The sequence below is a fragment of the Mesorhizobium sp. LNJC391B00 genome (assembly GCF_000502535.1).
Classification (GTDB): domain Bacteria; phylum Pseudomonadota; class Alphaproteobacteria; order Rhizobiales; family Rhizobiaceae; genus Mesorhizobium.
Genome location: NZ_AYWI01000025.1, coordinates 53,760 through 66,511, shown reverse-complemented (window position 1 = coordinate 66,511; position 12,752 = coordinate 53,760). Strand labels below are relative to the sequence as shown.

Sequence of the window (12,752 nt, the reverse complement as noted above, 5' to 3'; positions counted from 1 at the left end):
CGAGCCAGGATGACCCTTCACCGCATCCTCCGCTCCCTGCGCTACACTCCGGATACTTCCGGCTCACCTGGCTCGCATGGACTCCTGAGTCTCAGGACCCTGCGGAGTTCGTTCCATTGGTTCCAGAGGGGAGCCTTCTGGACATGGTTTGGACGTGAGAACACCAGTACACTAGCTTGCCTTGCCGTGTAGACCGCAGCGAACTCGTCACCCTCCCCGTGACGATGATGAGGTCCAACCAGACACTCTCGGCTGGCGACAGGCATCTCGGGTACGAGATCGATGTAGCGGAAGGAGGGTTTGTCCGCTGTTCCCTTAAAAACGTTAGACATCACTCGAAAGCGAGAGGAAGGGGCTTGCCAGACCCCCCTTCCCTAAGTTAAAGAGCACTTGCTCTTTACGACGCCCCCCCCCCGGCCTACCTCTGTATTTCTCATCCCCCATATTCTTTCTAAGAAGAATATATAAGAGAGAGATACGGACGGGCGAAGCTATAGGTGGGTTCCCTAGAGGAACCACCCTGAACCGAGTGGGGACTCTGGTTCATTAAAGAGTTAATCATTACCACGGTAAGTTGAAAACCATTATACCAAAATCCTCGCGCTATTTTTTTGGGGATTTTAATAGATAATCATTAAGTGAGTTACCTGGTTCATTATCTTGGTCCCATTATCTATATAATGCTCCCCGACACTCACCTCACAGCATTACCCTCGTCGCTACGCTCCTCGGGATGCTTCCGGTTCGGTCGGGTCGCTTAGCTCCTTTCCCTGGTTCATCTGGCTCGGGTGGGGTAGGCTTCTCGCGCATTATCAAGATAATATTATATATATTTTCTCTGGCTCATTATCTCTAATATGCTCGCCAGGTTCGCCTCACGCATTACCCTTCGCTCGCTGCGCTCGCTCGGGATGCTCCGGCTCACCTGGCTCGCTGGAACTCTTCTCACTGGCTTGGGAGGGATAGGCGTCTCCCGCATTATCAAGATAATCAGTGAGGCATTTTTCTTTATAATCGCAGTACCCGGATGATGATAGCGACGCCTCAGGGCTGTATCACACCAGGGTTCCATCCCTGGTTCGAACTACTACCCCCCGGGTGTGCCTCGTCACACCATTACACCCTCCCCCCGTCTTCTTTCTGGTTCCAGGGATCGGGTCTTCTCTATGGTTCAGGCGCTTCGCGCCGTTTGGCATCTTGGATCAAGATGACATAAACCGATGGAGGCCACGATCATGGCTACAGTTCTGGTGTTCGTTGCTTGCGTCGAGCCATCTTTTGGGCGAGACCGTACGCCGCTGCCACAACAACCGCTGCAATCCTTGCTGCAGACATTGGGCCACACGCTAAAGGGTAGATAGTCCCTTCGACCAACTCAAAATCGCGGCGATAGTCTAGCGTAGAGTGCTTTGCCACCGCCTGAAGTGGCTGGACTTGATCAGGGTAGTCCGGCCCGGTGCTGTCCGTCGCCTGTGGATCATGCACGGCTGGTGCCAGCTGAGCCAACGGGAAGTGTTCTCATCGCCGTATCTTGGCAGGCGGTTGATCCCCATGGCTCAGGAAGCAGTAGCTATCAGCACCAGCTCTGAGCCAAGGGGCAGTCATGAAGCACTGACAACGAGCTTCTTGCTCACGTTGATGCCTCCAGCGCCTTGCGGCTAGGCTTGAGCGAGTCAGGCCCATTGCATTTAGCTTGGCACGCCGCTTGAATTTCAATGAAGAAACTGCGGCTTGTCCACTGGGCTCGTCGCCTCTCGAGTGTCGGAACACGGCCATTTCTTCTGGATCAGACTCCAAGCTACATGGGCAGCTGTCATGCCTTCATGCGTACCATAAGAGCGATCCAAGCGTCGGATGCTGGGATCACCTAGCCCCGTCTCGACAGAGTAGCCGTGAAGCCTGGCTTGGCGTGCTGGATCGGAAGGCCCGTATAGGTCCGCGGAGAGCCATAGAGTTCAAACGTCATTACCAGGTCAAAGGGATCCGAGAGTCATTCGCTTAATCACCGTAACCTGCGAACCACAGTATATTGTGGGATGGAAGAATCTGGCTTGCCAGGCCATTGACGCACTGTTAAAAAATCCTCAATTCCTCCACCGCCCCCGTCTTTCCGTTCCAAATCCCCTGTTCCATTTCTGTCACCAATCATCATGATATATTATATAAATAATCCACCGCCGATTATTATATAAAATATACGTTTATAATATACCCTTATAATATATAATAATATTATATATGTTATATATATTATAGAGATAATTAAAATGATGATACGCAGCCGACGCGAGCCAGCTTCGCCGAGCGTCCCGAGGGAGCGCAGCGAGCGAAGGGAATGCGGAGGCGAAGCTGGCTAGGGATTTTATAGCTAATCACCCGGGGCATTCACACGTGGTCTGCCTCGGTCCGAATTTGAGGTTCTGCGCCTCACGACATCCCACCTTACAGCCGTCCCAGGATGGCAGTCAGCTACTGGTTCCATCCATCGATCATCGACCTCGATTCCCTTGGTTCCATGGTTCCATGGTTCCCTTGTTTCGTGCCTTTGAGGTCGAGGGAACGCCGACCCAACTTAGCTAAGCGCCCTGCCGATACTGTCGTGGGATACCTTCAAATTCCCGATCGAACTGTAACCCAGCCGGAATATCCACCCACCTAAACCCCTTCTAAAGGCTATGGGATCCGCCCTGGCGTCTCTCGTATGGTGAGCCAGGTCGACTTTTTGTTAGACGCTCCATCCGAAGAACGGCCGGTTGCCTGTTGCAATCCTGGTCGAAGGCTTCTTCCACGCGATCGAGAACCGACACGATGCTCTGTTGGAAACTGCGGCTTGATGAGCAGTTGAAATTCCATCGCTTTTTTTGGCTTGGGATCGCTCAAGCGCAGAGCAAAATCACCAACAGTAAACCATCGGAGTCTACGCTGTGAGAATCGTCGCACGTTCCCAATTCATTGAACCTGCTTCCAGGGCCAGTTGGCCGCGGATCACGTCGTGGTACTTGCTTCTCAGCAGGCAACCGGCTGAACGCTTGGCGACCGACAACGCGGGTGTCGAAAGTTCCCAAAACCGATCGGCTTGGCCATCCTTTGACCCAATGAATCGCCCAAGGAGTGGGCGGTCGGCTCTCCGACCGGGCAACGGTGAAGCAAGCCCTCCACGGGTCCGATGCCAAATGAGGATCTCGATCCGAGACTTCAGCCGCTCCCGGAAGCGGACCAGCACACTGCGGCGCAAGCTTGCGCCACGTCACCCAACACCAGGATCTCAACGAATCGTCGTGGCGACCTTTAAGCAGGCTGCTTTGTTGATGTAGGGGACGCTGAGATGCCGGCCGGTGCCCGAGAGCCTAGTCGTTTCCGCCTATCGAGAGGGGGCACAGCGTAACTTCGAAACGGCTGAGACGGAGCGGATCATCGCTGAGCCATGCAAAGGTCGCCTTGATCTCCTCGGCACGTCTATTGACGGAGGCCAAATCCTCAATGCAACGTATGCACAGACCATTAGACTCGCATCTTCCGAGGTTCGCCCAGAAGCCATGAGCCGTCGAGCCGCACGCATCACCCATGACGAGGTCACCCGGATAGTGAAAGCTGTTCGGGATCTCGGCCTGCCGATTGGCAAGGTCGTTTTCGACGGCGAATCACTTTCCGTTGAGATCGCTCAGGATCATGGGGAAAGGCCAGTTACAGTCTCTGCCCATGACGGCAGCGCTGTGCGGCTGTTAAGGAAGCCGAAACTGTGAGTGGTGCTTCCATGCTGTTCAATCTCGAACACCTGACCGAACGGACCAATGCCGACGGCCCCAAGCGCTACTACTTCCTGCGCCGCAATCAGCCTTTGAGACGTCTCCACTGAGAGCTGTTCTCTGAGGAGTTCATGAAGCAATACCGCCCCTGCCTAGAGCGGCGGCGCCAGACGATGCAAACCCGGAAGATGCAATAAGGTCTGCATAAGAAAACCGTCGGCAAAGCGGACCAACTCTTAGCGACGACCACCTGGCGACCCGTCAGCGAGCACGTCGTCAATCGGCAGGCCATCAGCGGCTGAGGCCCCTGAGATCGCAGCCTTACTCATCGGCAAGCACTTCACTCGTCCGCCTGAGTCCGATGGAGTTGGCATAGATCTTCCACAGCGCTACGCGCCGCAGCGTGAGTTGGAAGTGAAGGCGGGTGAGGACCCATACCTCGCCCGCCTTCGAAACGAGCATATGCACTGGCCTTCCCAACGCGTCCGGTATGGTCGATTGGATTCGGAAAGTTGAGACCCATCGCGACATCAGTGGAACCCTCTAAATGCTATTTTCGACTTCCCACCTCAAAAGACGATAGAGCGTCTAAAGGGTAACGGCCAACTTTCGCCACCGGCACGCGGCAGACGGCCGCGCCCAGCCAATGTTGTCGTTTATCGCAGAGAGGCCTTCCCAATTAATCGATAATATATTTTGCGATTTTCCAATGATTATCTCTTAATAAGACAAAAGTTAATAGCGCCGAGACCCCACAATATATTGTGTTAGACGGAAAGCAAAATCATCTTGCCTGCCAAATGTTACAGGACTAGATTTTACATAAGAAAACCCGACGGAGAGCTGCAGGACAGAATAGATCGGAGGCAAGGGCGACTTGGTTCTCGCGTCTGTCAAAAGCTTACTCCAGCTCGAAGGATTGACCGGTCCTCGAAAGCACTATCTGCGAGCGATCAACGGCTCGCTGATGCCGTAATTGACCGGATAGAGATGAATGAAAGCGGGGGGAACCCATGAACTTTCCCAAGGTCTATACGCCAGCGATGCTCGCCGATCGGTGGGTATGTTCGGAGCGCCATGTTCGCAATATGATTGCGTCGGGCGAACTGCCCGCCTTTAGATTGGCCGGCAAGCTATTGCGCATCAGAGGGGAGGAGGTGGAGAAAGTCGAATGTCAAACGAACCCGAATGGACAATCACAAAGCTCAGAGGAGAGCTTTGTATCTCTTGGTACGAACGCGACATCCGCCGACGTTATCGACTTGGAACCAACGATCCGAAGGAGGCGGCCCGCCGCGCCCCGGCTCGATATGCGGAACTGACACGTCCGAAAGGCTCCACCGTCAAGGATCTCTGGGCAGCCTACTGCCTAGACAAGGCAGGCCGATCAGTCGTCACGACCATGGGCTACACCTGGAAGGCCCTGGCCCCGTTCTTTGCCGACAAGGAAGGCGAAGCGGTGACGCTCGCCGACTGCCGCGCCTATACCGCGGCACGGCGCAAGGACAACAAGAAGGATGGGTCGATCCATACGGAACTGGGCCACCTTCGCTCAGTCCTGGTCTGGGCGCGCAAGCAGCGGCTGATCGCTTTTGCTCCCGACATCGAGCGCCCGGCGAAGCCCGATCCAAAGGAGGGATATCTCACCCGGCCCGAGATCACCCAGCTCCTCGCCGCAGCAAACTCGGCGCACGTCAAGCTGGCCATCCAGCTGATGATCGCCACCGGAGCTAGAGTGGGCGCTGCCCTGCAGCTAACATGGGATCGGGTCGACTTCGACCGGCGCATGATCCAGCTGCGCAATCCATTCGACAAGGCGCACCGCAAGGGACGCGCCACAGTGCCGATCATTGATGGCCTGCTCGCTGCCCTGCAAGAGGCTCAGGAAGGCGCCTTGACCCCATACGTTCTGGAGTGGGCCGGCGACAAGATCCTGTCGATCAAGAAGGGCATCAAGACGGCCGGAACCAAGATCGGAAGGCCCGATGCTTCGCCCCACATGCTGAGGCATTCAGCTGCCGTCTGGCTCGTCGAAGATGGCCATTCAATGGAGGCTGTTGCCCAGTTCCTGGGCCACTCCAACACCGCAATGACGTACCGGGTTTATGCCCGCTACAGCCCGGAATACCTGCGAAAATTGACTGCTTCGCTGGAGCTCTAGGTTCAGTGAACCGACAGAGCACTTCGTAAAACAAGGTATACCGATGACAAAGTATAATAAAATCAACAGGTTAGTGGTGGGCGATGACGGGCTCGAACCGCCGACATCTTCGGTGTAAACGAAGCGCTCTACCAACTGAGCTAATCGCCCGCTCCGGCCGGACCTTTAAGCGGTCGGAACCGGCTTCGCAAGGCCAAATGAACAGCCGCGAGCTTAGCCGCACAGTGGTTTTCGCAGGCAAAGTGCCGCCCGTCAAAAAACCTTCTCCTGTTTGCGTTTATGCTGTCCAGCTGCGCTTGACACCCGGTGGCGAACCCCTTATCCACCGCCCCAACGACGAACACGGCTGACACGTGCTCGTCCAATGCGCGGGTGTAGCTCAGTTGGTTAGAGTGCCGGCCTGTCACGCCGGAGGTCGCGGGTTCGAGCCCCGTCACTCGCGCCATTAATTTCAAGGGGTTAGCTACCGCCCCTTGAAAAGTTTCAACTCTCATTCTGCGGAGAGTTTCAACTTTCTGTATTCGTTCCGTTCCAGGCCAAGCAGCTTTCTGCCCTTGCGGCGGCTGGCATCGGCTGAGCGGACGGCGGCCAGATTGACCGGCATATAGGTCTTCTGCAGCCCCTTGTTCCCGTCGATCGAATTGCCCATCTTGGCCGAGATTGCCTCGACCGACGCGCCTCCGGCATTCGCCTCGACCGCGCCGGAACGCCGCATGTCCATCAGCCGCCGCTTCTCCGATGTCCCGAACACCAGCGTGCGCAGATCGGCAAAGTCGTCGACCAGAGAATCCTTCGTGTAAGGCACGCCGGCGCGCGGCCGGCCGCCCTTCGGGCCCGGCGCGAAACCGCGCGAGCGAAAGATCGGCGCATCGTCAAGCAGGGTGACGCCTAGTGATTCGACATAGGCCAGCACCAGGCGCTGCGTGCGTGACGACAGCGTGCCGACAGCCGCCTCGCCACTCTTGCTGCGTGCAATCAGAAAACCCCATTCCTGTGCTGTCTGCATTGCCTGCGCCGGTGTGAGCGTGCGCACGTCGACGGGTGAGAAGCTCGTGTCCCACGCAACGGCGATGATGCAGGCCAGTCCGCGGTAGCCGGCGCGCCAGGCGCCCTTGACCATGCGCACCGCCTCGCCTGCCGTCCAGGTCTGGTGGCGCGGTGGTGGCGTCTGGCGGCGGATCGCCTGCGATGGGTCGGAGCCGGGCGGGCATAGCTTCATGCCGGCCATGACATTATAGAGCGAACGCCACGTCTTTACGGCACGGTAGGCGATGTCGACACCTTTGACCCGCAGCAGACGGCCATACCAGTCGTCGAGCAGCTCGAGGGTGATGTCGGCTGGCGGCAGGTCGGCGAAGTACGGCTCGATGAAGGTCCAGCCGCGCTCCCGATCCTCGCGGGTGCGCGGTGGCTTGCGCTTCCATGCATCCATGCGGCGATAGCGTGCAAAGGCGTCTCCGATGGAATCCTTTGGCCATACATGCAGGCGCGACGGCTCCCTGCCCTTGCGGAGTTCCTGCCAGCGGTCTTCCCACTCCCGGGCTATCGTCCAAGCCTCAGGCCCGTCGATTCCACAGGAAATGCATCTGAAGCCAGCTTCGACCATCTTCGGCGTCGGCAGCCAGTAGCCGTATTTGCCCTTACGGATGACGTAGTGCTTCAATTTGATCTTACCCAAGGATCGCCAGCCTCGCTCTTGCAATGTCAATGCTAGACTGCGCGCCGGATCCTGATCCTGCAAGACCCGAGCGTTAATCGAGCCAGGCGTCGATCGCAACCATGTCGTAGTTGCCGGTGATTGGGCAGGCCTTGGGAAAGCCTTGATCCTGCAACGCGGGCAGAAATTCCATGAATTCCCGCAGCGTCAGGTGGAGATGACGCGCCGCCTTGATCGCCGGCACCAGCCGTGGTTGTACCGGGAAGCGGATAGATGACGGTTGTAATGTGTGGGTTTGGCTCATGGCACCAAAACTCTATCCACCGTCCATCGGGCAGCGGATGGGCGCCTTGTCGTTGGGCGGGTGTGAATCTCGCCCGTGTAAGCACCTCCGCCGCATAGCATGAGATTTTCCTACTCCATGATCTCGTTATTCCTGCATCGAGGGGGAATGAGGCTTAGAATAGCGGCCTTTCTCCCCCATGCCTATTCATCGAATCCTTAATCGCAGAATCGGCAGCCACAGAGCGAGAATACTTGTAATCGGCGGCTTCGAAGCCGCTACGCCCGGCCAACCCAGCATCGCCATGACAGCGTCTGGCTTGTGCGTAGTCAGAATCGCACCCTGTGCTCTGGCGAAATCACCAGCCTTCAAACGGCACCCTCGTTTGGGGCGGCGGCCCGGCGTCTCGCCTGCGGCGTCGCCATGCTGACGCTCCTTCGGCGCCGGTTAGCTGATTTCACGGTCACGAACTTGCTTCGGCAACGAAATGGACACCGCGCCGAAGCGGGAGTTCGAAGCTCTAAGCGCCATACAGCGGGCTCGTGATGCCGACGATTGCGACATCACCGAATTTGCCGTTCCTCTCCGACCCGCCCGCCCGATCGACACCCAAGCACACTGCCTTGTGACGTCACCTCAGGGCATACCTTGATCTTTTCAGCGATTACCCGTCGGCCAAGGCATCTGTTTTGAAATTCGCTTGATGGCGTCCCTGCCCTTGCCGTTCGACTCCGTCCAGTCCTTGTCTGTCAATTTGTTGCGACGAGAGCTAGTCCCCCTGTCGTGCTGGTCGGTCTCGTCTCATCTCGTGGCTCTGCAAAAACCGTAGCAGCATGTTCGCAACCTGTTCACCCATGTTGATTTCACGAGTTTCCGACTGTCGGCATATAAGAGGGAGAGGTCCGATGGATTTCATGTTGATGGTGAACATTGCCGGCGGCATCCTTCTGGCCATCGCAATCCCCTCGGTGTGTCTCGTCGGATGGCTGTTTTACCGTTCGGGATCGGGACAATTGAGAGGCGAAAGCTGTGACAATGAAAAGCCCGCCACCGTGAGCCAGACCAGAAAACTCGTATTTTAGCACCGACGAAACAAAGCTCGCTATTCTGCGTTGAGGCTCGTCGAACAACGGAGCTTCACGAATGGATCCGGCAACTGCAGCTGTGATGATTTTGCTTTCTTGCAGTCCCGCCCAGGGAGTCTGCAAGCCACTCGATACATCACCGGCCATGTTCGGATCCCTTGACACATGCCAGTTGGCGTTAGCCGTGAGGCTCGAGGGCGCTCCCAACGGGGAGATCGTCGGGCGATGCAGTTCGATCGACCCCTCCGCTACAGGTTCCGTTCCAGCCGGGTATAGCACGATTGTCGTCACGCGGGGCACAGGGGCGGGTGCGGTGAGCAGTCGCTACATCGTGCCGCACAAAAACTGAAGCCAGTCCACCGTGAGGCAGCGGGCTATTCATTCTCGACCGGACAATTATAGGCCTTGCCCTCCCTCTATGAAGCCATAATCGGCATCGTTGGCTTCGCGCTCGTCGTCCGCTTCGCCATCGTCGTCGCCTTTCCTGTCATTGGTCCCGGTGACTTCGATGCCACTGGCCAGACAGGGTTCGAGATCCGGGTCGGGCTCTACGAAGTCGACCAGCTACATCAGGCGTTCTTCATCATCGATCGAGCGACGGACCGCCATGTCCGAAAGGCAGAGGTTCGTGGCTGGATAGCGAAGAATCGCACACGGCTTTCCCTCATTCGCATGGTTCGCAGAGATTAGCATGATCGCCTACTCTCATCTCGTCCGGCGTCGTCTGCCTCAAAGCAGCGCCGGTAAGGCTCGGCGCCCTTCTTGGTTTCTCCCCGTATGTCAAAAGGAGGTCGCCGGGCCTTACCAGGCCCCGCTGCTCATCGCTTGCGGGGTGTCCTGATGGCTGAGCTTGGCCCGTGGCCTAACGGCCAGAACCAAACGTTCCGAAAAGCTTTCCCAGGCTGGCGGCAGCCGAAGGGCTGCACAAGAGGGATCGTCAGACCGCTCCTGGCGCACCACAGCGACACCACCAAGCTGTAAGTCAGGTCCATCGGCGCTGCTGATGAGTGCCCTCAGATGGATTGCGTTTGCCACGAAAAAGGAATCGTACCGGCCCGTTCTCAGCACGTCAGCCGGAACGGGCCATGGGCAGAAGCAGCCGACTAGCTAAAATCGCAAGACGACCGAAGGACCACGTCGGCGATAGCACCGGACCCGACGGCGCCCGTGTCGCCAGTAACTACGGCAGACTCTTCTCCAGCCCCGCCGGCGGCGGCGCCGGTGGTAGTAATCTGGGTCGTAGTCTGGGTCGTAATCTTGGTCGTAGTAGCGCCGATGGTTGACCGGCTCCACTTCCGCGTGAGTACCTTCGTTGTCGAAGGCGTCTGGCGCGTCGAGTTCTTCGAGAATGCCGCTTTTGGCCGCTGGAACACCGGCCAATGCGTTGATAGGCCGGACCGCGCTTGCAAAGGCTGCTGCCCCTGCAACGCCAAACATCGCTGTCAAAAAGGATCGCCGATCCATAGTAAACCTCCCAACTTACATGAGCTGAACGAAGCGCCCCGCCTGCTGAAGGAGCAGGCCCAGCGCACGGTAAAATAGAGGATTCGCCAGCCGCTCAAGCAACTCGCGAATCCTATCAGCGCAGGAAGGGACCTGGCTGCGCCGATCCAAGACATGTCAGCTAAGGACGACCGCCATTACCAGAAAGGTAACGGCTGTTGCAAAAATCGGTGCGAGCAACCATCGCGCCTGGCCAACACTTTGATCCATTTGTTCTCTCCCGTTGTGGAGAACCAACAACCTGAAGCCCTAATCCGTTCCGCCTAGTCCAAAGGTAAGACCATTGCGTTGTACGGTCGGACTTTAGACCAATCGGATTAGACAAAGGTGCGTAGGCGGGAACGTTTACCCCGGTTCAAAGTTGGTTGCCGGGCAGTGCGGGACGATGATCGTCGTGTGCCGGTCCTTGCAGGAGAGAAGATATGAAGATGCACTTTGTGAACACCGCCGCAGCCATGTTGCTCTTGGCGGGGATCGGCTCCGCCGCCGCTGACGACATTATCATCCAGCCGGAACAGGACACGGTCATCCGTGAGTATGTCAAGAAGCAGCCCTTGGCTTCGGTGAACCTTCCCGGCGTGGAATTGAACGTCGGGACAGCTCTGCCGGAAACTGTGGAGATCCACGAGGTCCCGAACGTCAAATACCGTTACGTGGTGGTCGACAACCGCACGGTCCTGGTCGATCCGGGCACCCGCAAGATCGTGAAAGTTTACGACTGAGATTTCGAACGAACCCACGCTCGCCACCCTTGGGTGGCGAGTGTGTGCATTCAAACGCTACTCAGCCGGACAAATTCAAATTGCCACTCAGCTGGACAATGAACATGACGAACCCTGAACTCGAGAGGACGCAAGCCCTGGTTGCCCGCTTGGCTGATCTCCAAGCAAGAATGCAGGCAGCACGTCTTGTTGGAGCCGAGGTAACAACCGTCCGAAAGGTTGCAGCCATAATCGATGACGGCTTGCGACAGGCCGGCCTCACACCGTTAGAAATCGCAGAAGGTCAAGAGGAACAGTTTAGCGATACTAAATGTTCGACTGGCTATGGACAGCCGAACCCTACTCTCAGCAGATCAAGTCAGAGCAGCACGAGCCCTATTGAACTGGCCGCGTGTGCGACTTGCCGCCAAGGCCAATCTTAGCGAGATGGTGATCAGCGCTTTTGAGAACGGATACAGGAAACCGCGTCCCCACAACATCGCCGCCATCCGCAAAGCGTTTGAGGATGCCGGAATCGTTTTCACCGTCCAAGGCACTCCATCGTTAACCCGCTCAGAAGGTGATAGCGGACTAGCCGCCGATAATAGACGGTGGCGCGGCCGGGAGAAAAAAGGATAAAGGGGGAAAAGCCCGTGTACCCTCTGCACCCGATCTCTAAAGCGGCCGCTAACCACCCATTATGTCGCTCTACGGGATTGCTTTGGCGGACTGGCCACGTCACTTCCGCCATACCCAATGCAAAGCGATCCCGGCAGAGCTTGGTTACTGCTTCTGCACACGCGGCAGAAAAAGATGGACGCTTGTTCCTTCACCAGCTTCGCTCTCGATCCGAATGTGCCCGCCGGATTGTTGGACGAAGCCATAAACCTGGCTAAGTCCAAGTCCAGTCCCGCGTCCATCGGGTTTGGTGGTGAAGAACGGCTCGAAGACCTGCGCCAGAATCTCCTTGTTCATGCCGCAACCGGCATCGCGCACGGTCATACGAACGCACGAACCCGCCAGTGAATGCACGTCGTCGATGTCGTCAGGGACATCGCTAGTCTCGATTGTGAGCGTTCCCACGCCGGCCATGGCGTCCTTGGCGTTCATCGAGATTGAGCATGGCGACATCGAGCTGGTTGGGGTCGACCAGAACAGGGCCAAGCGCCGCTTCCAAGTTGCGTTCAATTTTGATTGCACTCCCGAGCGTTCGTTCCAGCAGCATCGAAAGCTGTTCGATCCGTCCGTTCAGATCAATGCCTTCGGGCGTAAGCGACTGGCGCCGAGAAAACGCAAGCAATTGCTGCGTAAGTGCCCCGCCGTTCTGTGTTCGTTTGAGCAGTTCGTCGATCAGGATGGCTGATTTCGGATCGCCGGGATTTTCGGCGAGTTGCTTTTGCAGGAGCCGCAGGCCCGAGTCGAACGCTGCTATCAGATTGTTGATATCGTGAACTATGCCGGCTGCGAGGCGGCCAATTGCTCCGAGCTTCTGGGATTGACGTCGACGTTCCTCCTGCGCACGCTGCGAGGAAACGTTCCGAAGGCTGGCAAGGAGAGCAGGTGTCCCGTCCCAGTTAACCTCCACGACCCAGACGGCCATACGGATAGTCAACGCC

General features: G+C 57.1%; 10 protein-coding genes and 2 tRNA genes. 7 read left to right on the top strand and 5 right to left on the bottom strand.

The window, feature by feature from the left end; all coding sequences use genetic code 11:
- Nucleotides 1–3,335 precede the first annotated feature (3,335 nt).
- Nucleotides 3,336–3,743, top strand: a complete 408-nt coding sequence (locus X750_RS1000000166665; protein ID WP_023748988.1) for a hypothetical protein — start codon at nucleotides 3,336–3,338, stop codon at nucleotides 3,741–3,743.
- Between the two features lie 1,174 nt (nucleotides 3,744–4,917).
- Entirely contained in the window at nucleotides 4,918–5,907 is a 990-nt protein-coding gene (locus X750_RS134795; RefSeq protein ID WP_023748985.1) for a site-specific integrase, read from the top strand.
- A 74-nt stretch (nucleotides 5,908–5,981) separates the two neighbouring features.
- On the opposite strand, the gene X750_RS134800 is transcribed toward X750_RS134795, so the two are convergent.
- Nucleotides 5,982–6,057, bottom strand: a tRNA-Val gene (locus tag X750_RS134800).
- 218 nt (nucleotides 6,058–6,275) lie between these two features.
- Here X750_RS134800 and X750_RS134805 point away from each other — a divergent pair.
- Nucleotides 6,276–6,352: transfer RNA gene (locus X750_RS134805), tRNA-Asp, on the top strand.
- Between the two features lie 45 nt (nucleotides 6,353–6,397).
- Here X750_RS134805 and X750_RS134810 read toward each other — a convergent pair.
- Together X750_RS134810 and X750_RS1000000166230 are read right to left on the bottom strand one after the other, a co-directional pair.
- Nucleotides 6,398–7,585 carry a hypothetical protein gene (locus tag X750_RS134810; RefSeq protein ID WP_050588829.1) on the bottom strand — a complete coding sequence of 396 codons (1,188 nt, stop codon included), beginning with the start codon at nucleotides 7,583–7,585 and terminating at the stop codon, nucleotides 6,398–6,400.
- A 73-nt stretch (nucleotides 7,586–7,658) separates the two neighbouring features.
- Nucleotides 7,659–7,868 (bottom strand): hypothetical protein, encoded by a 210-nt coding sequence (locus X750_RS1000000166230; RefSeq protein WP_156932495.1) that lies wholly within the window; start codon nucleotides 7,866–7,868, stop codon nucleotides 7,659–7,661.
- 884 nt (nucleotides 7,869–8,752) lie between these two features.
- On the opposite strand from X750_RS1000000166230, the gene X750_RS1000000166225 reads away from it, so the two are divergent.
- From X750_RS1000000166225 to X750_RS1000000165460, 4 genes are all read left to right on the top strand, one after another.
- Complete coding sequence (locus X750_RS1000000166225) at nucleotides 8,753–8,929, top strand: hypothetical protein (RefSeq protein ID WP_023708898.1); 177 nt, start codon at nucleotides 8,753–8,755, stop codon at nucleotides 8,927–8,929.
- A gap of 408 nt (nucleotides 8,930–9,337) precedes the next feature.
- A complete protein-coding gene (locus tag X750_RS134815; RefSeq protein ID WP_023748984.1) occupies nucleotides 9,338–9,622 on the top strand; it encodes a hypothetical protein in 285 nt (94 codons plus the stop codon).
- A 1,235-nt stretch (nucleotides 9,623–10,857) separates the two neighbouring features.
- A complete protein-coding gene (locus X750_RS134825) occupies nucleotides 10,858–11,157 on the top strand; it encodes a DUF1236 domain-containing protein (protein WP_023669226.1) in 300 nt (99 codons plus the stop codon).
- Between the two features lie 324 nt (nucleotides 11,158–11,481).
- Entirely contained in the window at nucleotides 11,482–11,775 is a 294-nt protein-coding gene (locus tag X750_RS1000000165460) for a helix-turn-helix transcriptional regulator (protein WP_081726104.1), read from the top strand.
- Nucleotides 11,776–11,919: 144 nt separating this feature from the next.
- On the opposite strand, the gene X750_RS1000000165455 is transcribed toward X750_RS1000000165460, so the two are convergent.
- Both X750_RS1000000165455 and X750_RS1000000166215 read right to left on the bottom strand, forming a co-directional pair.
- Nucleotides 11,920–12,246, bottom strand: a complete 327-nt coding sequence (locus X750_RS1000000165455; protein WP_196814989.1) for an ATP-binding protein — start codon at nucleotides 12,244–12,246, stop codon at nucleotides 11,920–11,922.
- The gene (locus tag X750_RS1000000166215; protein WP_023750619.1) at nucleotides 12,194–12,736 is read right to left on the bottom strand and encodes a hypothetical protein; all 543 of its coding nucleotides are present in this window, start codon (nucleotides 12,734–12,736) and stop codon (nucleotides 12,194–12,196) included. Before X750_RS1000000166215 ends, X750_RS1000000165455 begins: the two co-directional genes overlap by 53 nt.
- Nucleotides 12,737–12,752: the final 16 nt, after the last annotated feature.